We start from the raw sequence: 21427 nt of genomic DNA, 5'->3' as shown, positions 1-21427 counted from the left end.
AATAATGCCATGCTGAGCACGCTGCATCTTAAAGGAAGAAGAGATGACGTTACTGGAAATATGTTGCTATAGCGCAACCTGTGCAGAGATCGCGCAGCAAAACGGGGCGGACCGCATTGAGCTGTGCGCCGCGCCGAAAGAAGGCGGGCTTACCCCCTCACTCGGGACGCTTAAAGCCGCCCGTCAGCGGGTCACCATCCCTGTGCACCCGATAGTGCGCCCGCGCGGGGGCGATTTTTGCTACAGCGACGATGAATTCGCCGCCATGCTGGAGGATATCCAGGCCATCCGCGAACTGGGTTTTCCGGGAATGGTAACCGGCGTGCTGGATGAGGACGGCAATGTCGATATGCCGCGTATGCAACAAATTATTGAGGCCGCAGGGGGGATGGCGGTCACTTTTCATCGCGCTTTTGATATGTGTGCAAAACCGCGTGAAGCCGCTGAAAAATTGAGAGATTTAGGGGTTGCCCGCATTCTGACGTCAGGTCAACAGGCGAGCGCAGAAAAAGGTCTTTCATTAATTATGGAACTAAATACCCATTCAGGTGTTCCAATCATTATGGCTGGCGCGGGTGTCCGTGCAGCGAACCTGATGCGTTTTCTTGACGCAGGCGTGAAAGAAGTTCACAGCTCAGCGGGTATCTGGACACCATCGCCCATGCGTTATCGTAATACAGGATTGTCCATGTCGTCGGACGCCGCCGCGGATGAGTATTCGCGCTATGGTGTGGACGGCGAGGCAGTGGCGGTGATGAAGACAATGATTGTTCAGCATCGCCCATAACCGGTTTTTACCGCGCATCATGTCGCCCAATATGATGCTTGCTCGTACCAGGCCCCTGCCATTAACAGGGGCCTTTTTTTATCTTTCGCCTGCACATTTCGGCCTGCAACGGCGTTGGCTTTCCTCGCTCACCCTGGTCACCTGGTTATCTACGCTCCCGGGGATGCGCCGCGTCGCCGCTTTGTTGCAAACCGAACTATTCTGGCGAAAAGGCTTCGTCACTCATCACGGTTTACGTGCAATTAACACGGCGCGCACCGGGGCCGGGTAGCCTTCAATGGTCCTGGTGTGGTCATTCGGATCAAGGAAGTCAGCCAGTGATTCCGTCACCATCCATGACGTACCGCGCTGCTCCCCGGTGGTGGTCGCACAGACATCGGCGATACGGACATCAACAAAGCCGCACTTCTCAAGCCAGTTTTTCAGCGCCGCCGCCGAGGGAATAAAATAGACGTTACGCATCTGGGCATAGCGATCACCCGGCACCAGAACGGTATGCTCATCACCGTCGACAACCAGCGTTTCCAGTACCAGTTCACCGTCTTTCACCAGTTGGTCTTTCAACTGCCACAGGTGCTCCAGCGGTGAGCGACGGTGATACAGCACGCCCATTGAAAAGACGGTATTGAAGGCATTCAGCGCCGGAAGTTGCTCAATACCCAGCGGCAATAAATGGGCGCGACGATCATCCCCCAACAGCTTACGCACTGCTTCAAACTGACACAGGAAAAGTTGCGTCGGGTCGATGCCCACGGCCAGCTTTGCCCCCGCGCCAATCATGCGCCACATGTGATAACCACTGCCACAGCCTACATCGAGAATAGTCCGGCCCTGCAAGTCAGACAGGTGCGGCAGCACGCGATCCCATTTCCAGTCGGAACGCCATTCCGTGTCGATATTGATGCCATACAGAGAGTAAGGCCCTTTACGCCACGGCATCAGATTGCGCAGCAGGGTTTCCATGCGCGTCAGTTGCCCTGCGCTTAATGGTGTTTCGCTTTCGGCGGTGACGCTATTAAGCAAGTCGAGATGCGACGGCGTCAGCTCGGGTAAGAAATTCACCGCATTGGTCCACTGTTTGAACTGACCATGAAGCTGGTCACGTTGCCAGGCGGCAATCTGCGCCGGCAGGGTTTCTAACCAGTGAGACAGGGGGCTGACGGCGATTTGCTGATAAAAACGCTCGAAGGTGATCATGCCTGGTCACCCGCTTTCAGGGCAATCAGCGAACCAAAGTTAAAACACTGGAACCAGACTTCGCTATGTTCAAACCCGGCCTGTTGCAGGCGGGATTTATGCTTCTCGACCGAATCCGTCAGCATGACATTTTCCAGCATGCTGCGTTTCTGGCTGATTTCCAGCTCGCTGTAGCCATTGGCACGTTTAAAGTCGTGATGCATGTTGAATAACAACTCGCCGACGTTGGCATCTTCAAAACTGAATTTCTCGGACAGCACCAGCGCGCCGCCGGGATTCAACCCCTGATAAATCTTATCCAGCAGCGCCTGACGTTCTTCTGGCACAAGGAACTGCAGGGTAAAATTCAGCACCACCATTGAGGCGTTTTCAATGGCGATATCGCGAATATCGCCTTCAATAACCTCGACCGGCGTAGGCGCTTTATACGCATCAATATGACGGCGGCAGCGTTCAACCATTGCCGGCGAGTTATCAACGGCAATGATTTTGCAGCCGTCGTGATGAATATTACGGCGCACGGAAAGCGTCGCGGCGCCTAAAGAGCAGCCCAGGTCGTAAATCTGCGTCTGTGGCTGAACGAAACGCTCCGCCAGCATGCCGATCATCGAGATAATATTGGAGTAACCCGGGACGGAGCGCTGGATCATATCCGGGAAGACTTCGGCAACCCGTTCATCAAAGGTCCAGTCGCCCAGGCTGGCGATAGGCGCGGAAAAAAGCATGTCGCGGTTAGACATAATGTAAACATCCGGGAAAACAAAGTGGCGTATTGTGCGCTAACGCAGGGAGAAAACCAACTCCCACGGCATATACCACAGGTTTGCGACCACCATCAGTAGTAGCGAACTCCAGGTCGAGCTCATTCCGGAACGACGCCAGCTTAGCTGTCGGTGATGAAGCCCGTAGTAATGCATTAAACGTCCGGCAATAAGCAGGATGCCGCACACGTGAACCATCCAGGTTTCAGCGCCGTTCATCTCCATAAATAACAACAGCACCAACGCCAGCGGAATGTATTCCACCGCGTTGCCGTGAATACGGATGGCGCTTTGCAACTCGCTGAACCCACCGTCGCCATAGCTGACGCGGTATTGCATGCGCAGACGCACAACATCAAATGAAAACTTAATGAGCAGTAACGCACCCAGCACGGCATACAGCGCGCTTACCATACAAACTCCCTTTATACGCGGATGGCTTTACAATGATAGGTAATCCATTCAGAAAAGAGAAGATTGCTGAGGAATGGACGGAGGAGTGCCAATAGAGGGCAGCGCCTGCTGAAGATCTTTCCACAATACGTCCACGAGTTCCGGCGACTGGCCGTTATCAGGGGTGTGCAAAAACAGATATGGCGTGCTCTGCTTCTCCCATTGCGGCAGCTTCTCCAGCCAGACGCTGAATAATTGACGGTTCTGTTCCATATCGTCACTACCGATAAAGCGGATCAATGGGTTTTGTGCGGTCACCAGGGCATGAACCGGCAGCTTAGGCTTCTTGCGCTGCGCATCTATCACCGCTTCGCTGTGGGGGATGGCGCTGTGAATAGGGCGGCTATCCAGAATCACCCGGTTGACGCCGCGCTGATGCAGACCGCGGTTAAGCGACAACTCCGTCTCGCCTTTGGCAAAAAATTCCGGGTGGCGCACTTCAACACCGTAGGTGAAATCCGCCGGAAGCGCATCCAGGAAAGCCCACAGTGCCGGAAGATCGCGCGGACCAAACGTGGCGGGCAGTTGTAACCAGTACTGGCCGATACGCGTTTCCAGCGGCGCAAGACGGGTGAAAAATTCCTGCGTCAAATCGCTGCACTGGCGCAGCGAGGCCTGATGGGAAATGGTCGCCGGAAACTTAAAGCAAAAGCGAAAATCATCGTGGGTTTGATCGTACCAGCGCTGGACAATTTCAGCTTTCGGCAGGGCATAGAGCGTGGTGTTACCCTCCACGCAGTTAAAGTGGCGGGCATACTCTTCAAGACTGGTGATGCCAAGGCGCACCCATTTCGGGTGCGACCATTGCGGCAGGCCAAGGTAAATCATAACGCGGCCAGAATCTCCCCGGTGCTGCGCACGCGACCAATTCGCGGAAAGATATTTTTCATGCTGCCCTGATGCTGTTCGCTGTTGGCGGCGGAGCAGGCATCTTCCGCAACCACCAGGTTAAAGCCCAGTTCCCAGGCGTTGCGGGCGGTGGATTCCACGCCGATGTTGGTGGAAATACCGCACAAAACGATGGTGTCGATACCGCGGCGGCGCAACTGCAACTCCAGGTCGGTACCGTAGAATGCGCCCCACTGGCGTTTAGTGACCTCAATGTCGCTCTCTTTCTTGCCCAGCGTCAGCGGATACGTCCACCAGTTTTCCGGCAACGCGTGACCGCCAGTTTGCGCATCGACCGGCTGTTTTAACGCTTCGGCAAAATCGGCAGACCAGCCAACGCGGACCAGAATGACCGGCGCACTGTTAGCGCGAAACGCCTCCGCCAGCGTCGCGGCACGTTTCACCACATCCTCAGCGCTGTGCGGACCACCGGCAAACGGCAGAATACCTTCCTGTAAATCAATAACCACCAGGGCGGTGTTGGCAGCATTAAGTTCAAGCATGATAACTCCTGAAAAAAGAATGAGGTCGCACTTACCTTACGCGGTATCCTGCTGCACCCGGTTTACAAATTTTGTTAATTTTTGTGAGAATACGCACTAAGCGTGCGCAGCAAACGCGCGTACAGGCGGTATCGGGCTTATCGTGTGCCATTATTTCCAGTATAATAGCCGCCTTTTTTCATCCAGTTGTGACATTCAGCTAAAGCTGCGACATCGTCGCCTGCACGGCAGGCAACAATCAGCCTGCGGCAAAGTTAAGGGATATCTCATGCGTACAGAATATTGCGGACAGTTGCGTAAGTCCCACGTGGGGCAGCAGGTGACTCTGTGTGGTTGGGTCAATCGTCGTCGTGATCTCGGCAGCCTCATTTTTATTGATATGCGTGATCGTGAAGGCATCGTTCAGGTGTTCTTCGACCCGGATGCCGAAGCCTTCAAACTGGCTTCCGAACTGCGTAATGAGTTCTGCATCGTGGTGACCGGCACCGTGCGTGCTCGTGACGAAAGAAACGTCAACAGCGATATGGCGACCGGCGAAGTGGAAGTGTTTGCCAGCGAACTGACCATTATCAACCGCTCTGAGCCGCTGCCGCTGGATTCCAATCAGGTTAATACCGAAGAAGCGCGTCTGAAATACCGCTATCTGGACCTGCGTCGTCCGGAAATGGCCCAGCGCCTGAAAACCCGCGCCAAAATTACCAGCTTCGTGCGTCGTTTTATGGATGACCACGGTTTCCTTGATATCGAAACCCCGATGCTGACCAAAGCGACGCCGGAAGGCGCGCGCGACTATTTGGTGCCTTCACGCGTACATAAAGGCAAATTCTACGCGCTGCCGCAGTCTCCACAGCTATTCAAACAGCTTCTGATGATGTCCGGTTTCGATCGTTACTACCAGATTGTGAAATGCTTCCGTGACGAGGACCTGCGCGCTGACCGTCAGCCAGAATTCACCCAGATCGACGTGGAAACCTCCTTCATGACCGCACCGCAGGTGCGTGAAGTGATGGAAGAGCTGATCCGCAACCTGTGGCTGGACATTAAAGGCGTCGATCTGGGCCAGTTCCCGATCATGACTTTCGCCGAAGCGGAGCGCCGTTACGGTTCCGATAAACCGGACCTGCGTAACCCGATGGAGCTGGTGGATGTAGCCGATCTGCTGAAAAACGTTGAGTTTGCGGTCTTCTCTGGCCCGGCCAACGATCCGAAAGGCCGCGTTGCCGCGCTGCGCGTTCCGGGCGGCGCCTCTCTGACCCGTAAGCTGATTGATGAATACGGCAACTTTGTGAAGATCTACGGCGCGAAAGGCCTGGCTTACATTAAAGTGACCGAACGTGCGAAAGGCATGGAAGGTATCAACAGCCCGGTGGCGAAATTCCTGACCGCGGACATCGTTGAAGCTCTCCTGGATCGTACTGGCGCACAAGACGGCGACATGATTTTCTTCGGCGCTGACAACAAGAAAGTGGTAGCTGATGCGCTGGGCGCGCTGCGTCTGAAACTCGGTAAAGACCTGAGCCTGACCGACGAAAACAAATGGGCGCCGCTGTGGGTTATCGACTTCCCGATGTTTGAAGACGACGGTGAAGGCGGCCTGACCGCAATGCACCATCCGTTCACCTCACCGAAAGACATGACGGCGGATGAACTGAAAGCCGCGCCGGAAGAGGCGGTTGCGAACGCTTACGATATGGTTATCAACGGCTACGAAGTGGGCGGTGGTTCTGTGCGTATTCACCGTGGTGACATGCAGCAGACCGTGTTCGGCATTCTGGGCATTACTGAACAGGAACAGCGCGAGAAGTTCGGCTTCCTGCTGGATGCGCTGAAATTCGGTACCCCGCCGCATGCAGGCCTGGCATTTGGTCTGGATCGTCTGACCATGCTGCTGACCGGTACCGATAACATTCGTGACGTTATCGCTTTCCCGAAAACCACTGCGGCTGCTTGTCTGATGACCGAAGCACCGAGCTTTGCTAACCCGGCTTCCCTGGCGGAACTGGGTATTCAGGTGCTTCCGAAAGCGTCAAAAGAGATTTCGGAGAACGAATAATATGCAATTTAAGTATCCCGTTTCTGTCTTAGTTGTTATTTATGCCCAGGACACGAAGCGGGTGCTGATGTTGCAGCGACGCGACGATCCCGATTTCTGGCAGTCGGTTACCGGCAGCCTGGAAGAGGGAGAGTCCGCATCGCAAGCCGCCGCGCGCGAAGTAAAGGAAGAGGTCGCCATTGACATTGCGACTGAGCAACTGGCCTTAATTGACTGTCAGCGCACGGTGGAGTTTGAAATTTTTGAACATTTACGTCATCGCTACGCCCCTGGCGTGGTGCGCAATACCGAATCCTGGTTCTGTCTTGCGCTACCCCATGAACGGTCTGTCGTGTTCACTGAACATCTGGCTTACCGCTGGGTTGATGCGCCGCAAGCGGCCGCGTTAACCAAGTCATGGAGCAACCGGCAGGCGATTGAAGAATTTGTAATTCATGCCGTATAAATCAACGGTTAAGTGGAGAGTTTCTTATGGCAGGTCACAGTAAATGGGCCAACACCAAACACCGCAAAGCGGCACAGGATGCCAAGCGCGGTAAAATTTTTACCAAAATTATTCGTGAGCTGGTTACCGCAGCGCGCCTTGGCGGCGGCGATATCGGTTCCAACCCGCGTCTGCGTGCGGCAGTGGATAAAGCGCTGTCGAACAACATGACCCGTGACACCCTGAACCGTGCTATCGCACGTGGCGTGGGCGGTGATGAAGACGCGAACATGGAAACCATCATTTATGAAGGTTACGGTCCTGGCGGCACAGCGGTGATGGTGGAATGTCTGTCTGACAACCGCAACCGTACCGTTGCCGAAGTGCGCCATGCCTTCACCAAAACCGGTGGTAACCTGGGCACTGACGGTTCCGTTTCTTACCTGTTCAGCAAGAAAGGCGTGATCTCTTTCGAGAAAGGCGACGAAGACACCATCATGGAAGCGGCGCTGGAAGCGGGCGCGGAAGATGTTGTGACCTTCGACGACGGTGCCATTGACGTCTATACCGCATGGGAAGAGATGGGCGCAGTGCGCGATGCACTGGAAGCGGCAGGCCTGAAAGCCGACAATGCCGAAGTCTCCATGATCCCGTCAACCAAAGCGGATATGGATGCGGAAACCGCACCGAAACTGCTGCGTTTGATCGACATGCTCGAAGATTGCGACGATGTGCAGGAAGTTTACCATAACGGTGAAATTTCTGACGAGGTTGCGGCGACTCTGTGATGAGGCAACTTATCGCAATGACCGGAGACGCGTGATGTCTGTCATTCTCGGTATCGACCCGGGTTCACGCGTAACCGGTTACGGTGTGATTCGCCAGGTAGGCAGGCAACTGACCTACCTGGGCAGCGGATGCATCCGTACCAAAGTTGATGATTTACCGTCGCGCCTGAAATTAATTTATGCCGGTGTGACGGAAATCATCACCCAGTTCCAGCCTGATTACTTCGCGATTGAACAAGTCTTTATGGCAAAAAACGCCGATTCTGCGCTCAAGCTTGGGCAGGCGCGCGGTGTGGCCATTGTGGCTGCTGTAAACCAGGATCTGCCCGTGTTTGAATATGCGGCCCGTCAGGTCAAACAGACCGTCGTCGGTATTGGCAGCGCCGAGAAAAGCCAGGTTCAGCATATGGTACGCACCTTGCTGAAACTTCCGGCGAACCCGCAAGCGGACGCCGCCGATGCGCTGGCGATTGCTATCACCCATTGCCATGTCAGCCAGAATGCAATGCAAATGAGCGATACCCGGCTTAATCTGGCGCGCGGGCGGCTGCGCTAAGTAACGCGCTGATTTTTTGGGCATCCTCAGGCGTTGACGGGTTATAGACAATCATCGTCAGATCTGGCTGCCCTTCAACGACAAAACTCGAATACTCCAGCGATAATCTCCCCGCTTCGCGATGAATCAGCACTTTCGTGCCTTCGCCCATCGTGTCGATGGTATTGCTGCGCCACAGTTCGGCGAACAGCGGCGACGCGGCCATCAATTCATCAATAAGCGGTTTCACTTCTGCTGTTGCGCCTGAGCGGGTAGCATCCGCGCGAAAAGCGGCGACCAGCGACTGCGCCAGGCCTTCCCAGTCTGCCTGGACCTCACGCACCCGTGGGTCGAGAAAGATACGCCGCAGAATATTGCGCTCGGTATGGGGCAGCTTTGCATAATCGGTCAGCACGACGGCAGCGGGCTGATTCCATGCCAGTACACACCAGGTCGCGGTGCGGATCATTGCCGGGCTGAGCGTCATACAATCCAGCACCTTTTGCAGCCGCGCCGTGACGGCCAGAGACGGGGTATAACGCACCTCAGGGGCGCGTCCGAGCGCCAGATGGAAGACATGCTCACGTTCGGGTGGGCTAAGTTGTAAAGCGTGGCATAAGCGCTCCAGCACTTCTGCTGACGGGGTGCCGCCGCGCCCTTGCTCCAGCCAGGTATACCAGGTAGCGCTAATACAGGCCAGATGCGCCACCTCTTCACGGCGTAATCCGGGTGTACGACGACGCCCGGTATGAAAACCAAGCGCATCCGGGTCGAGCCGCGCACGGCGGTGTTTGAGGTAATCGCCTAACTCTGTGGGACGGGTATCGCGCTGCATCCTGTTAGTCCTTATACCACGATAATGTCACTACTTTTCACCTCTGAGGATATTCATCACTATCACATGATGAGTCAACACAAGGGGAGTGAGCTATGCATGTTTTTCTGACGGGGGCGTCTGGCTGGGTTGGTTCAGCCGTTGCTGAAGATCTACTGGCGGCCGGGCATCAGGTTACCGGGCTGGTGCGCAATGCGCAAAAAGCACAGGCGCTGGTGGCCCTGGGAATGCAGGTGGTCACGGGAACGCTGGACGATCATCAATTGCTGCATGATGGCGCAAGCCGTGCCGATGCGGTTATCCATACTGCCTTCAACCACGATTTTTCACGCTTTAGTGAGAACTGCGCGCAGGATGAGCGCGCCATCCAGATTCTGGGGGAGGCGCTACACGGTAGCGACCGCCCTCTGTTGGTGACCTCCGGGGTGGCGATGATTGCCCCAGGACGTCTGGCGACAGAGAACGACCTGCCGTTTGTCGCGCCAGCGTATCCACGCCGTTCTGAGGCTGCGGCACGTGAGTTGGCAGACAAGGGCGTGCGGGCCGCAACGATACGCCTGTCGCCGACAGTCCACGGCGTGGGCGATCATGGATTTATTCCCATCCTGATGGACCTTGCGAAGCAAACGGGTGTGTCTGCCTGGCCTGAGGACGCAGAAAACCGCTGGGCGGCGGTGCATCGTCGGGATGCCGCCACGCTTTATCGGTTAGCGCTGGAGACGGGGATGACTCAGGCGGTTTATCACGCGGTGGCGGAAGAGGGCATCCTGTTTCGCGATATCGCGCAGGCCATCGGTAAACATCTTGGGGTACCCGCCGAGCCGCGGGCGAGGGAGCATTTTGGCTGGTTTGCTGATTTTGCATCTCTCGATATGGCCGCAAGCAGTGAACAGACGCGCGCAGTACTGGGCTGGCACCCGACGCATCCAACGCTACTTGCTGACCTCGAGCAGGCGCAATATTAGGCCAGTAAATTAATACACTTCGCTTTTCATCAATAAGCGGCTGGATATCTATCCAGCCTTTTTTTATGATACAGCATTCTTACTTCGGCCATTAACGCAGGAGCGTCATGTGATAGGCAGACTCAGAGGCATTATTCTGGAAAAACAGCCCCCTTTAGTCCTGATGGAAGTCGGAGGCGTGGGCTACGAAGTGCATATGCCGATGACCTGTTTCTATGAACTGCCGGAGGCGGGGAAAGAGGCCGTGGTCTTCACCCATTTTGTGGTGCGTGAAGATGCGCATCTGCTGTTTGGTTTTAACAACAAGCAAGAGCGCACGCTGTTTCGCGAACTGATAAAAACCAATGGTGTGGGGCCAAAACTGGCGCTGGCCATTCTTTCCGGCATGAACGCGCAACAATTTGTGAATGCCGTCGAACGCGAAGACCCTGCGGCACTGATTAAACTGCCGGGTATCGGCAAGAAAACGGCAGAGCGACTGATTGTCGAAATGAAAGATCGCTTTAAAGGGTTACATGGCGACCTGTTCACGCCAGCCGCCGATCTGGTGCTGACATCACCCGCCAGCCCGGCTGCGGATGATGCAGAGCAGGAAGCGGTTGCCGCACTGGTGGCGTTGGGCTATAAACCTCAGGAAGCCAGCCGGATGGTTAGCAAAATCGCCAAACCGGGCGCCAACAGTGAAACTCTGATCCGCGAAGCATTACGCGCCGCGTTGTGAGGTAAAGGATGATTGAAGCAGACCGTCTGGTCTCCCCCGACAGCGTTATTAATGCGGAAGAGGTCGCGGATCGCGCGATCCGCCCTAAATTGCTGGCGGAGTATGTGGGCCAGCCGCAGGTGCGCTCGCAAATGGAAATTTTTATCCAGGCGGCGAAGCTGCGTGGTGACGCGCTGGATCACTTGCTGATATTCGGCCCTCCGGGGCTTGGGAAAACCACCCTGGCGAATATTGTCGCTAATGAGATGGGCGTCAACCTGCGTACCACCTCGGGTCCAGTGCTGGAAAAAGCGGGCGACCTGGCGGCGATGCTCACCAACCTTGAGCCGCATGATGTATTGTTTATCGATGAAATTCACCGTCTCTCGCCGGTGGTAGAGGAGGTCCTCTACCCGGCAATGGAAGATTATCAGCTCGATATTATGATCGGCGAAGGCCCGGCGGCACGCTCAATCAAAATTGATTTGCCTCCCTTTACGCTGATTGGCGCAACGACGCGTGCAGGTTCATTGACCTCACCGCTGCGTGACCGTTTCGGTATTGTGCAGCGGCTGGAGTTTTATCAGGTGGCGGATTTACAGCATATTGTTGGGCGCAGCGCCCGCTACATGGGGCTGGAGATGAGCGAAGAGGGCGCGCTGGAAGTCGCAAGGCGTTCGCGCGGCACGCCGCGTATCGCTAACCGTCTGCTGCGCCGGGTGCGTGATTTTGCCGAAGTGAAGCATGATGGCGCGATTACGCTTGATATCGCCTCTCAGGCGCTTGATATGCTGAACGTGGACGCGGAAGGGTTTGATTACATGGACCGCAAGCTGCTGCTGGCGGTCATCGATAAATTCTTTGGTGGGCCGGTAGGGTTGGATAACCTTGCCGCCGCAATCGGGGAAGAGCGTGAAACCATTGAAGATGTGCTGGAGCCCTTTTTAATTCAGCAAGGCTTCCTGCAGCGTACCCCACGTGGCCGCATGGCGACGGTCAGGGCATGGAACCACTTCGGGATCACGCCGCCGGAGATGCCCTGAGATTTTCCCGCATCAGCCATTGTCGCTATTCTGAATGGCAGAAAGGCCGAAACAACGGGTTTCGGCCAGATAAGAAGGGTCAGGTAGCGCTTTTTTTCATCATACTGAAAATGAACAACAGCGCGGCGCACAGCACGACAGACGGTCCTGCTGGTGTGTCGTAAAAGGCAGAGAAGGTTAGCCCACCGGTGACGGCAATCATGCCGACACCTACTGCCACTCCCGCCATTTGCTCTGGCGTCCGGGCAAAGCGGCGCGCGGTGGCCGCGGGAATTATCAGCAAGGACGTGATAATCAGCGCCCCGACAAACTTCATCGCCACCCCAATGGTCAGCGCGGTGACCAGCATTAACAGCAACTTCACACGCTGCAACTTCACGCCATCGACAAACGCCAGCTCCGGACTGATGGTCATCGACAGCAGGTTACGCCACTGCCAGAACAGGATCCCGATAACCAGTACAACACCAACAGCAATGGAGATTAAATCCGTGGGCGTGACTGCCAGCAGGTCGCCAAACAGGTAGGCCATCAGATCGACGCGAATATTCGACATCAGGCTGACAACCACCATGCCGAGGGATAACGCACTGTGAGCCATAATCCCCAACAATGTATCGATAGCAAGGTGAGGGCGTTTTTCCAGCCAGACCAGCCCGGCGGCAAGCAGCAGCGTGACGGCAATCACCGCATAAAAGGGGTTAACGTCGAGCAGCAAACCGAAAGCGACACCGAGCAATGAAGCGTGGGCGAGGGTATCGCCAAAATAAGACATGCGACGCCAGACCACAAATGAACCCAACGGGCCAGCGGCGCAGGCGAGCATCATCCCGGCTAACCAGCCGGGCAACAGTAATTCAATCATCCGCGTCCATTTCCCTGACGTAATATAATGCGCCCCTGCAAATCATGACGATGATTATGGCGGTGGCGATAAATACCCAACTGCTCTGCGCCGCGTGGGCCGAACATTGAGATAAACTCAGGGTGCATGGAAACCACTTCCGGTGCGCCGGAGCAGCAAATATGGTGATTCAGGCAGAGGACTTCATCCGTTTTTGCCATCACCAGATGCAGGTCATGGGAGACCATCAGTACGGCGCAATCAAGCTCGCGACGTAATTGATCAATAAGATCGTAGAGTGCCACCTGACCGTTAACATCGACCCCTTGCGTTGGCTCATCCAGTACCAGCAACTGTGGCTGATTGAGTAGGGCACGGGCCAGCAGCACGCGTTGCGTTTCACCGCCGGATAGTTTTTGCATCGGGGCATCGACAAGGTGCGCGGCATTCACACGTTTTAGCGCCGGAACAATATCATCTTTACGGGTGCCGGGCCGCAGACGCATAAAGCGACCCACGGTCAACGGCAGCGTGGTGTCGAGATGCAGCTTTTGCGGCACATAACCGATACGCAGGGCATTGCCACGCTTGATCGTCCCGGTATCGGGTGCTACAAGCCCCAGTACCACGCGCACCAGGGTCGATTTCCCCGCGCCATTGGGGCCGAGCAGGGTAAGAATTTTACCGGGTTGTAGAGTGAGCGAAATGTCAGACAGTACGCGTCTTTGGCCGAAACTGACGGAGACATTTTCCAGCGTTACCAGATTAGTCATAGCATTTAAAGGGTTGCACAAGTTGTCGAATGTTATAATATCACATTCCACATATTCATTACGATAATTAGTCGCATTATGTTACATAAAAATACGCTTCTTTGCGCAGCGCTTTTCACCGCCTTATCCGGTGGAGTAATGAGCACCGCAAACGCCGCTGTTGTCGCGTCGCTCAAGCCTCTGGGCTTCATCGCTTCCGCGATTGCGGATGGGGTAACGACAACAGAAGTACTGCTCCCCGATGGGGCTTCTGAGCACGATTATGCCCTGCGCCCGTCTGATGTAAAACGCTTGCAGAACGCGGACTTAGTCTTCTGGGTAGGCCCGGACATGGAAGCGTTCATGGATAAGTCCGCCCAGCAGATTCCGGCGGCAAAGCAGGTGCTCATGCAGGAACTGCCTGGCGTGAAACCGTTACTCATCAAGGGCAGCGATGATGACGACCACGACCATGACGCAGGCCATCACGGCGACGAAAATAGTGACGAACATCACCATCATGGTGATTACAACATGCATCTGTGGCTTTCACCAGAGATTGCGCGGCTGTCGGCGGTTGCAATCCACGATAAATTAGTAGAAGTTATGCCCCAAAGCCGAGCACGGCTGGACGCCAACCTGCAAGCGTTTGAGGCCAGTCTGGCACAAACCGACAAAGAGGTTGGCAGCGAGCTGGCGCCAGTGAAGGGTAAAGGTTATTTCGTTTTTCATGATGCCTATGGCTATTTTGAGAGGCATTACGGGCTGACTCCGTTAGGTCACTTTACCGTCAACCCTGAAATTCAACCTGGTGCGCAGCGTTTACATCAAATCAGAACACAGTTGGTTGAGCAAAAAGCAGCCTGCGTTTTTGCTGAGCCACAGTTCAGGCCAGCGGTCGTTGAAGCTGTTGCCAGAGGGACATCCGTTCGAATGGGAACGTTGGATCCCCTTGGTACCAGTATCAAGCTTGGCAAAGAGAGCTATTCGCAGTTCCTTGCCCAGTTGTCTAACCAGTATGCGAGCTGCCTGAAAGGAGATTAACGAGGAAGTGGATACGTGCAACAGATAGCCCGCTCTGTCGCCCTGGCATTTAATAATCTGCCCCGACCCCACCGCGTTATGCTGGGGTCACTTACAGTTCTCACTTTAACGGTTGCCGTTTGGCGACCGTATGTCTACCACCCCGAATCCACGCCGACACCCATCGTCAAAACCATCGAGCTGGAAAAGAAAGAGATTCGTTCGCTGTTGCCTGAGGCCAGTGAGCCTATCGATCAGTCTATGCCCGACGAAGTTGAAGACATTCCCCAGGATGAACTTGACGATAAAACTGCCGGTGAAGAGGGCGTGCACGAATATGTCGTGTCGACCGGCGATACGCTGAGCAGTATCCTGAATCAGTACGGCATCGATATGGGTGATATCAGCCAGCTCGCCGCGGCAGATAAAGACCTGCGTAACATGAAAATTGGTCAGCAGATCTCCTGGACGTTGACCGCAGACGGCGATCTGCAGCGCATGACCTGGGAAGTTTCCCGCCGTGAAACCCGCACTTATGACCGCGTTGATGGCGGCTTTAAAATGACCAGTGCGATTCAGGAAGGCGATTGGGTCAACTCCGTGCTGAAAGGAACGGTTGGCGGCAGTTTTGTCAGCAGTGCGAAAGAGACCGGCTTAACCAATGTCGAAATCAGCGCCGTCATCAAAGCGATGCAGTGGCAAATGGATTTCCGTAAACTCAAAAAAGGCGATGAGTTCTCTGTGCTGATGTCCCGCGAAATGCTGGAAGGGAAACAGGAACAGAGCCAACTGCTGGGTGTTCGTCTGCGCTCTGATGGTAAAGATTATTTTGCGATTCGCGCCGACGACGGTAAATTTTACGACCGCAACGGTACCGGGCTGGCGAAAGGCTTTATGCGTTTCCCCACGTCGAAACAGTTCCGCGTCTCCTCCAACTTTAATCCGCGTCGCCTGAACCCGGTCACGGGTCGCGTTGCGCCGCATAAGGGCGTCGATTTCGCCATGCCGCAGGGGACGCCGGTTCTCTCTGTGGGTGACGGCGAAGTGGTGGTTGCCAAACGCAGTGGTGCGGCGGGGTATTATGTCGCGGTGCGTCATGGCCGCACCTACACCACGCGCTATATGCACTTGCGCAAATTGCTGGTGAAAGAAGGGCAGAAAGTGAAACGTGGCGATCGCATCGCGCTCTCCGGTAACACCGGTCGTTCAACAGGCCCGCATTTGCATTATGAAGTGTGGATCAACCAGCAGGCGGTGAACCCCTTAACGGCGAAACTGCCAAGGACCGAAGGTCTGAGCGGTACCGATCGTCGTGATTATCTGGCGCAGGTGAAGGACATCGTTCCGCAATTGAAATTCGATTAACGCCTTACAGCATACAAGCCGGCGTCGACACACGCCGGCTTTTTCTTTTGTAGGAATTAACGCACCTCGTTACACTATTCTTACTTTGCTTACTTGAATACTTGCCTGCGGAACATGCATGGAAACGAAGAAAAATAATTCTGAATACATTCCCGAATTTGAAGAAGGCTTTCGCCACCCGCGCTACTGGGGCGCGTGGATGGGGGTTTTTGCGTTTGCCGGTGTAGCGCTGCTCCCTGCGTCGTTACGCGATCCGTTGTTGGGGACGCTGGGGCGACTTGCCGGTAAATTCGGTAAGAGTGCGCGTCGGCGTGCGCAGATCAACCTGCTGTACTGCTTCCCGGAAAAATCAGAAGCGGAACGCGAAGCGATCATTGATGAGATGTTTGCCACTGCACCGCAGGCAATGGTACTGATGGCTGAACTGGCGCTGCGTGGGCCAGAGAAGATCCTGCCGCGCGTTGAGTGGCAGGGCCGTGAGATTATTGATGGGCTGCGCGACAACAACGAAAACGTCATTTTTCTGGTCCCGCACGGCTGGGGCGTTGATATCCCGGCAATGTTGATGGCATCCCAGGGGCAGAAAATGGCGGCGATGTTCCATAATCAGGGCAATAAGGCGTTCGATTATGTCTGGAATACGGTGCGCCGCCGCTTTGGCGGACGTCTGCATGCACGTAACGACGGTATCAAACCGTTTATTCAGTCCGTACGCCAGGGGTACTGGGGCTACTATCTGCCCGATCAGGATCACGGTGCTGAGCACAGCGAATTTGTTGATTTCTTTGCCACCTATAAAGCCACGCTACCGGCGATTGGCCGTTTAATGAAGGTGTGCCGTGCACGCATTGTGCCGCTTTTTCCGGTGTATGATGCGACGACGCACAGGCTGATCATTCAGGTTCGCCCACCGATGGACGATCTGTTAACGGCGGATGACGTCACCATTGCGCGCCGAATGAACGAAGAGGTTGAAGTGTTCGTCGGCCCGCACCCTGAGCAGTACACCTGGATTTTAAAACTGCTGAAAACACGCAAGCCGGGCGAGACTGAACCGTACAGACGCAAAGAGTTATTCCCGAAGAAATAAAAAAACCCCGCCTGGCGGGGTTTTTGCTTTTTGGATACTGCTTATTCCACGGTCAGAATGCGCGTGGTGTTAGTGGTGCCCACGGTGCTCATCACGTCGCCCTGGGTGACGATCACCAGATCGCCAGAAATCAGGTAACCTTTGTCACGCAGCAGATTGACCGCATCGTTGGCAGCGGCAACGCCTTCGCTCGCACTGTCAAAATGGACCGGCGTTACGCCACGGTACAGCGCGGTCAGGTTCAGCGTACGCTCATGGCGGGAGAGCGCGAAAATCGGCAGGCCGGAACTGATACGTGACGTCATTAACGCCGTACGCCCGGACTCCGTCATGGAAATAATCGCCGTTACCCCTTTCAGGTGGTTAGCGGCATACATTGCCGACATGGCGATGGCTTCTTCCACGTTATCAAACTGAATATCCAGGCGGTGTTTTGACACGTTGATGCTGGGGATCTTTTCCGCACCCAGGCACACGCGCGCCATCGCGGCAACGGTTTCTGCCGGGTACTGGCCTGCGGCTGTTTCCGCAGAGAGCATAACCGCATCGGTACCATCCAGCACGGCGTTTGCCACGTCCATCACTTCTGCGCGAGTTGGCATCGGGTTGGTGATCATCGATTCCATCATCTGCGTGGCGGTGATGACCGCACGGTTAAGCTGACGCGCACGACGGATCAGCGCTTTCTGGATACCCACCAGTTCCGGGTCGCCAATTTCTACGCCGAGGTCGCCACGGGCAACCATCACCACGTCGGAGGCGAGGATCACATCATCCATCGCTTCCTGGCTGCAGACCGCTTCTGCGCGCTCAACCTTGGCGACAATTTTGGCGTCACAACCAGCGTCGCGCGCCAGGCGGCGTGCATAGTTCAGGTCTTCGCCACAGCGCGGGAAGGAGACGGCGAGGTAATCCACGCCAATCAGCGCCGCAGTTACAATATCTGCTTTGTCTTTATCGGTCAGTGCTTCTGCAGAGAGGCCGCCGCCCAGTTTGTTAATGCCTTTATTGTTAGACAGCGGGCCGCCCACCGTGACTTCGGTGAACACTTTCATGCCCTGAACTTCCAGTACTTTTAACTGAACGCGGCCATCATCGAGCAACAGGATATCGCCAGGCACCACGTCAGCGGGCAGGCCTTTATAGTCGATGCCGACTTTTTCTTTATCGCCTTCGCCTTTGCCGAGGTTGGCATCAAGCAGGAATTTATCGCCAATATTAAGGAATACTTTGCCTTCCTTGAACGTGGACACGCGAATTTTCGGTCCTTGTAAATCGCCAAGAATAGCAACATGACGTCCCAGTTTTGCCGCAATTTCACGCACTTTATCCGCACGTAATTTATGATCTTCCGGTGTGCCGTGTGAGAAGTTCATGCGTACCACGTTGGCGCCTGCGGCGATAATCTTCTCAAGATTATTATCGCGGTCGGTGGCCGGGCCTAAAGTGGTAACAATTTTGGTTCTGCGAAGCCTTCTGGACATGTAATACTCCGTTGTCTAAAACAACCAGGTGTTGCGTGAACATGGATTCAGTTAAGTTATCAAAATGAGAATTTAACCGAACAGCGTAAGATGTTACAACTTTGTTATTACTATCGGTCTATTAATGTTTGTCGCTCCGGATGAGCAACTCCTTATCAAAGCGCGATTCTTTCAGTGCTTCTTTGACACGCTTCAAGTTATCCCGGAATTTTGCGCCACGTCGCAATGTGAAACCGGTGGCGAGAACGTCAATAACCGTGAGCTGTGCCAGACGCGACACCATGGGCATGTAAATGTCGGTATCTTCCGGAACGTCGAGGGTAATGGCCAGTGTCGCTTCCCGCGCAAGCGGTGTATCGGCTGATGTCAGCGCAATGACCATGGCGTCGTTTTCCCGCGCCAACTGTGCCAGTTCAACCAGACTCTTTGTGCGTCCGGTATGAGAAATCAGCACAACCACGTCATCGTCACTACAATTCATACAACTCATGCGTTGCAACACAATGTCGTCGGTATAAATAACCGGTACGTTGAAGCGGAAAAATTTGTTCATCGCATCGTGCGCGACGGCTGCGGACGAGCCAAGACCGAAAAAGGCGATTTTCTTTGCCTGCGTTAGCAGATCTACGGCGCGGTTGACCGCCGTCATATCGAGCGACTGGCGCACATGGTCCAGGCTTGCCATCGCTGACTCGAAAATTTTGCCAGTATAGGCTTCGACACTGTCATCTTCATCGACGTTGCGATTAACATAGGGGGTGCCGTTTGCCAGACTTTGCGCCAGATGCAATTTAAAATCCGGAAACCCGCGGGTATCCAGACTGCGGCAAAATCGGTTCACCGTTGGTTCGCTGACACCCGCTTGCTGGGCAAGGGCGGCGATACTGGAATGAATGGCTTGATCGGGGAAGGCGAGGATCACTTCCGCCACTTTGCGCTCGGATTTGCTAAGGTGTTCCAGTTGAGACTGGATTTTTTCCAGCATATTCATTTTTAACGAATCGCTCATCAGTGAAACGATTCCACAGAAAGGTGAAATCGTGATGCGTTTTAGCAAGAATATACCTTTCTGCCGCAAAGAAAGGTAAGCGACAACGTTAAATGTTGTTGTTTTTTTTCATTACATGATCGCAGTCGGATTTTATTCGCCGCGTATCGGGCAAACATCCAGCATTTTCAAGGCGAAAACCCAGATTTTCGCCGAAGAGAAGAAGAACGCACACGTAGCCAAGCGTTAGCAGTTTCGGGAATTACGTAAAAGCAGTACAGTGCAGTGTAATAAAATTACAACTAAAACCTGGCATAAGCACCAGGATAGCCAACTGAGGAGAATGACATGGCGGTAACGCAAACAGCCCAGGCATGTGACCTGGTCATTTTCGGCGCGAAAGGCGACCTCGCACGTCGGAAATTGCTGCCTTCCCTGTATCAACTGGAAAAAGCGGGTCAGATCCATCCGGATACGCGTATCCTGGGTGTCGGACGCGCCGACTGGGATAAAGAAGCCTATATAAAAGTGGTGCGTGAAGCGCTCGAAACTTTCATGAAGGAAAAAATCGATGAAAGCTTATGGGACACGCTGAGCGGCCGCCTGGATTTCTGCAACCTGGACGTTAATGACACCAAAGCGTTTAAACGCCTTGGCGCCATGCTTGACCAGAAGAATCGCACCACTATTAACTACTTTGCGATGCCGCCAAGCACCTTTGGCGCAATTTGCAAAGGCCTGGGCGAGGCGAAGCTGAATGCGAAACCTGCCCGTGTGGTCATGGAAAAACCGTTGGGTACCTCGCTTGCCACCTCCTGCGAAATTAACGATCAGGTTGGCGAATATTTCGAAGAGTGCCAGGTCTACCGTATCGACCACTATCTGGGTAAAGAGACGGTGCTGAACCTGCTGGCGCTGCGCTTTGCCAACTCCCTGTTTGTGAACAACTGGGATAACCGTACGATTGATCATGTGGAAATCACGGTGGCGGAAGAGGTGGGTATTGAAGGTCGCTGGGGTTACTTTGACCAGGCAGGTCAAATGCGCGACATGATCCAGAACCACCTGCTGCAAATCCTTTGTATGATCGCTATGTCTCCGCCGTCCGATCTCACCGCAGACAGCATTCGTGACGAAAAAGTGAAAGTGCTGAAATCCTTGCGTCGCATCGATCGCTCGAACGTGCGCGAGAAAACCGTTCGTGGTCAGTACACCACCGGCTTTGCGCAGGGCAAAAAAGTCCCGGGCTATCTGGAAGAAGAGGGCGCGAACAAATCCAGTAACACTGAAACCTTCGTCTCTATTCGCGTGGATATCGACAACTGGCGCTGGGCGGGCGTGCCGTTCTACCTGCGCACGGGTAAACGCCTGCCGACGAAATGCTCAGAAGTCGTGGTCTATTTCAAAACGCCGGAGCTGAACCTGTTTAAAGAGTCGTGGCAGGATCTGCCCCAGAACAAACTCACCATCCGTCTGCAACCAGATGAAGGTGTGGATATCCAGGTACTGAATAAAGTGCCAGGGCTGGATCACAAGCACAATCTGCAGACCACGAAGCTGGACCTGAGCTATTCCGAAACTTTCAACGAAACGCATCTGGCGGACGCTTACGAGCGCCTGTTGCTGGAAACCATGCGTGGCATTCAGGCGCTGTTCGTGCGCCGTGACGAAGTTGAAGAAGCGTGGAAGTGGGTTGACTCCATCACCGAAGCCTGGGCGATGGATAACGACTCGCCGAAACCGTATCAGGCCGGGACCTGGGGACCGGTTGCCTCTGTGGCGATGATCACCCGTGATGGCCGTTCGTGGAACGAATTTGAGTAATCAGGTTGTTGCCAATGTTACGGAGTTTTACCGGTAACATGATCTAACTCAGAAATCAGGCCAATATTTCAACTTTCAGGCTCCGACTGGATTCACCAGCGGAGCTTTTTTTATTACACTGGCTA

The 21427-nt window shown here is 54.6% G+C and carries 22 protein-coding genes; 12 read left to right on the top strand and 10 right to left on the bottom strand.

The features are described 5' to 3' along the window. Positions 1-43: 43 nt before the first annotated feature. Positions 44-787: a copper homeostasis protein CutC gene (cutC, locus tag C5523_RS17065; protein WP_039078712.1), complete on the top strand. Its 744-nt coding sequence runs from the start codon at positions 44-46 to the stop codon at positions 785-787. 225 nt (positions 788-1012) lie between these two features. On the opposite strand, the gene cmoB is transcribed toward cutC, so the two are convergent. Genes cmoB through C5523_RS17035 form a run of 5 tightly spaced genes read right to left on the bottom strand, consistent with a single transcriptional unit; the run spans position 1013 to position 4589 of the window. After that, on the bottom strand, positions 1013-1984 hold the full coding sequence (gene cmoB / locus C5523_RS17055) for a tRNA 5-methoxyuridine(34)/uridine 5-oxyacetic acid(34) synthase CmoB (RefSeq protein ID WP_108701607.1): 972 nt from the start codon (positions 1982-1984) through the stop codon (positions 1013-1015). Continuing rightward, positions 1981-2724 carry a carboxy-S-adenosyl-L-methionine synthase CmoA gene (gene cmoA / locus C5523_RS17050; protein ID WP_039078714.1) on the bottom strand — a complete coding sequence of 248 codons (744 nt, stop codon included), beginning with the start codon at positions 2722-2724 and terminating at the stop codon, positions 1981-1983. Before cmoA ends, cmoB begins: the two co-directional genes overlap by 4 nt. Before the next feature lie 39 nt (positions 2725-2763). Further along, positions 2764-3159, bottom strand: a complete 396-nt coding sequence (locus C5523_RS17045) for an MAPEG family protein (protein WP_108701606.1) — start codon at positions 3157-3159, stop codon at positions 2764-2766. 48 nt (positions 3160-3207) lie between these two features. After that, on the bottom strand, positions 3208-4026 hold the full coding sequence (locus tag C5523_RS17040; protein WP_108701605.1) for a DUF72 domain-containing protein: 819 nt from the start codon (positions 4024-4026) through the stop codon (positions 3208-3210). Beyond that, entirely contained in the window at positions 4023-4589 is a 567-nt protein-coding gene (locus C5523_RS17035; RefSeq protein WP_108701604.1) for a hydrolase, read from the bottom strand. Before C5523_RS17035 ends, C5523_RS17040 begins: the two co-directional genes overlap by 4 nt. A 268-nt stretch (positions 4590-4857) precedes the next feature. Between C5523_RS17035 and aspS the strand changes: the two genes are divergently transcribed. From aspS to ruvC, 4 genes are read left to right on the top strand one after another with little or no spacing between them, the layout of a single operon-like run. Next, positions 4858-6642: an aspartate--tRNA ligase gene (gene aspS / locus C5523_RS17030; RefSeq protein ID WP_039078718.1), complete on the top strand. Its 1785-nt coding sequence runs from the start codon at positions 4858-4860 to the stop codon at positions 6640-6642. Position 6643: 1 nt separating this feature from the next. Continuing rightward, entirely contained in the window at positions 6644-7087 is a 444-nt protein-coding gene (nudB, locus tag C5523_RS17025; protein ID WP_039078719.1) for a dihydroneopterin triphosphate diphosphatase, read from the top strand. A 26-nt stretch (positions 7088-7113) separates the two neighbouring features. Continuing rightward, positions 7114-7854, top strand: coding sequence for a YebC/PmpR family DNA-binding transcriptional regulator (locus C5523_RS17020; protein WP_047370910.1), 741 nt, complete (start codon positions 7114-7116; stop codon positions 7852-7854). 34 nt (positions 7855-7888) lie between these two features. Beyond that, a complete protein-coding gene (ruvC, locus tag C5523_RS17015) occupies positions 7889-8410 on the top strand; it encodes a crossover junction endodeoxyribonuclease RuvC (RefSeq protein ID WP_039078721.1) in 522 nt (173 codons plus the stop codon). On the opposite strand, the gene C5523_RS17010 is transcribed toward ruvC, so the two are convergent. Then, positions 8382-9224 (bottom strand): helix-turn-helix transcriptional regulator, encoded by an 843-nt coding sequence (locus tag C5523_RS17010; RefSeq protein ID WP_079496729.1) that lies wholly within the window; start codon positions 9222-9224, stop codon positions 8382-8384. The two genes, ruvC and C5523_RS17010, sit on opposite strands and share 29 nt — an antisense overlap. A 95-nt stretch (positions 9225-9319) precedes the next feature. On the opposite strand from C5523_RS17010, the gene C5523_RS17005 reads away from it, so the two are divergent. The 3 genes from C5523_RS17005 to ruvB all read left to right on the top strand — a co-directional run bounded on the left by C5523_RS17005 (position 9320) and on the right by ruvB (position 11932). After that, positions 9320-10189: an SDR family oxidoreductase gene (locus C5523_RS17005; RefSeq protein ID WP_108701603.1), complete on the top strand. Its 870-nt coding sequence runs from the start codon at positions 9320-9322 to the stop codon at positions 10187-10189. A 109-nt stretch (positions 10190-10298) separates the two neighbouring features. Continuing rightward, positions 10299-10910, top strand: a complete 612-nt coding sequence (gene ruvA / locus C5523_RS17000) for a Holliday junction branch migration protein RuvA (RefSeq protein WP_039078724.1) — start codon at positions 10299-10301, stop codon at positions 10908-10910. 8 nt (positions 10911-10918) lie between these two features. Next, a complete protein-coding gene (gene ruvB / locus C5523_RS16995) occupies positions 10919-11932 on the top strand; it encodes a Holliday junction branch migration DNA helicase RuvB (protein WP_039078725.1) in 1014 nt (337 codons plus the stop codon). A gap of 79 nt (positions 11933-12011) precedes the next feature. Here ruvB and znuB read toward each other — a convergent pair whose 3' ends face one another. Next, a complete protein-coding gene (gene znuB, locus C5523_RS16990; RefSeq protein ID WP_039078726.1) occupies positions 12012-12797 on the bottom strand; it encodes a zinc ABC transporter permease subunit ZnuB in 786 nt (261 codons plus the stop codon). Continuing rightward, entirely contained in the window at positions 12794-13549 is a 756-nt protein-coding gene (gene znuC, locus C5523_RS16985; protein WP_039078727.1) for a zinc ABC transporter ATP-binding protein ZnuC, read from the bottom strand. The genes znuB and znuC overlap by 4 nt, the downstream gene beginning before the upstream one ends. Before the next feature lie 78 nt (positions 13550-13627). Here znuC and znuA point away from each other — a divergent pair, with 78 nt between their 5' ends. From znuA to lpxM, 3 genes are all read left to right on the top strand, one after another. After that, entirely contained in the window at positions 13628-14572 is a 945-nt protein-coding gene (znuA, locus tag C5523_RS16980) for a zinc ABC transporter substrate-binding protein ZnuA (RefSeq protein ID WP_039078728.1), read from the top strand. Positions 14573-14587: 15 nt separating this feature from the next. Further along, positions 14588-15916 carry a murein DD-endopeptidase MepM gene (mepM, locus tag C5523_RS16975; RefSeq protein WP_108701602.1) on the top strand — a complete coding sequence of 443 codons (1329 nt, stop codon included), beginning with the start codon at positions 14588-14590 and terminating at the stop codon, positions 15914-15916. Positions 15917-16034: 118 nt separating this feature from the next. Further along, positions 16035-17006: a lauroyl-Kdo(2)-lipid IV(A) myristoyltransferase gene (lpxM, locus tag C5523_RS16970; RefSeq protein ID WP_108701601.1), complete on the top strand. Its 972-nt coding sequence runs from the start codon at positions 16035-16037 to the stop codon at positions 17004-17006. A gap of 41 nt (positions 17007-17047) precedes the next feature. On the opposite strand, the gene pyk is transcribed toward lpxM, so the two are convergent. After that, positions 17048-18490 (bottom strand): pyruvate kinase, encoded by a 1443-nt coding sequence (gene pyk / locus C5523_RS16965; RefSeq protein WP_039078731.1) that lies wholly within the window; start codon positions 18488-18490, stop codon positions 17048-17050. 121 nt (positions 18491-18611) lie between these two features. Next, positions 18612-19481, bottom strand: a complete 870-nt coding sequence (locus C5523_RS16960) for a MurR/RpiR family transcriptional regulator (RefSeq protein WP_039078781.1) — start codon at positions 19479-19481, stop codon at positions 18612-18614. Positions 19482-19826: 345 nt separating this feature from the next. Between C5523_RS16960 and zwf the strand changes: the two genes are divergently transcribed. After that, positions 19827-21302 carry a glucose-6-phosphate dehydrogenase gene (gene zwf, locus C5523_RS16955; RefSeq protein WP_108701600.1) on the top strand — a complete coding sequence of 492 codons (1476 nt, stop codon included), beginning with the start codon at positions 19827-19829 and terminating at the stop codon, positions 21300-21302. The last annotated feature ends 125 nt before the right edge of the window (positions 21303-21427 follow it).

The sequence above is a fragment of the Phytobacter sp. SCO41 genome, assembly GCF_003073275.1.
Classification (GTDB): domain Bacteria; phylum Pseudomonadota; class Gammaproteobacteria; order Enterobacterales; family Enterobacteriaceae; genus Phytobacter; species Phytobacter diazotrophicus.
This window is presented reverse-complemented; position numbering and strand designations above follow the sequence as displayed.

Coding starts and splice junctions, on each gene's coding strand:
- cutC (WP_039078712.1), top strand. CDS start 44: ATGACGTTACTGGAAATATGTTGCTATAGCGCAACCTGTGCAGAGATC.
- cmoB (WP_108701607.1), bottom strand. CDS start 1,984: ATGATCACCTTCGAGCGTTTTTATCAGCAAATCGCCGTCAGCCCCCTG.
- cmoA (WP_039078714.1), bottom strand. CDS start 2,724: ATGTCTAACCGCGACATGCTTTTTTCCGCGCCTATCGCCAGCCTGGGC.
- C5523_RS17045 (WP_108701606.1), bottom strand. CDS start 3,159: ATGGTAAGCGCGCTGTATGCCGTGCTGGGTGCGTTACTGCTCATTAAG.
- C5523_RS17040 (WP_108701605.1), bottom strand. CDS start 4,026: ATGATTTACCTTGGCCTGCCGCAATGGTCGCACCCGAAATGGGTGCGC.
- C5523_RS17035 (WP_108701604.1), bottom strand. CDS start 4,589: ATGCTTGAACTTAATGCTGCCAACACCGCCCTGGTGGTTATTGATTTA.
- aspS (WP_039078718.1), top strand. CDS start 4,858: ATGCGTACAGAATATTGCGGACAGTTGCGTAAGTCCCACGTGGGGCAG.
- nudB (WP_039078719.1), top strand. CDS start 6,644: ATGCAATTTAAGTATCCCGTTTCTGTCTTAGTTGTTATTTATGCCCAG.
- C5523_RS17020 (WP_047370910.1), top strand. CDS start 7,114: ATGGCAGGTCACAGTAAATGGGCCAACACCAAACACCGCAAAGCGGCA.
- ruvC (WP_039078721.1), top strand. CDS start 7,889: ATGTCTGTCATTCTCGGTATCGACCCGGGTTCACGCGTAACCGGTTAC.
- C5523_RS17010 (WP_079496729.1), bottom strand. CDS start 9,224: ATGCAGCGCGATACCCGTCCCACAGAGTTAGGCGATTACCTCAAACAC.
- C5523_RS17005 (WP_108701603.1), top strand. CDS start 9,320: ATGCATGTTTTTCTGACGGGGGCGTCTGGCTGGGTTGGTTCAGCCGTT.
- ruvB (WP_039078725.1), top strand. CDS start 10,919: ATGATTGAAGCAGACCGTCTGGTCTCCCCCGACAGCGTTATTAATGCG.
- znuB (WP_039078726.1), bottom strand. CDS start 12,797: ATGATTGAATTACTGTTGCCCGGCTGGTTAGCCGGGATGATGCTCGCC.
- znuC (WP_039078727.1), bottom strand. CDS start 13,549: ATGACTAATCTGGTAACGCTGGAAAATGTCTCCGTCAGTTTCGGCCAA.
- znuA (WP_039078728.1), top strand. CDS start 13,628: ATGTTACATAAAAATACGCTTCTTTGCGCAGCGCTTTTCACCGCCTTA.
- lpxM (WP_108701601.1), top strand. CDS start 16,035: ATGGAAACGAAGAAAAATAATTCTGAATACATTCCCGAATTTGAAGAA.
- pyk (WP_039078731.1), bottom strand. CDS start 18,490: ATGTCCAGAAGGCTTCGCAGAACCAAAATTGTTACCACTTTAGGCCCG.
- C5523_RS16960 (WP_039078781.1), bottom strand. CDS start 19,481: ATGAATATGCTGGAAAAAATCCAGTCTCAACTGGAACACCTTAGCAAA.
- zwf (WP_108701600.1), top strand. CDS start 19,827: ATGGCGGTAACGCAAACAGCCCAGGCATGTGACCTGGTCATTTTCGGC.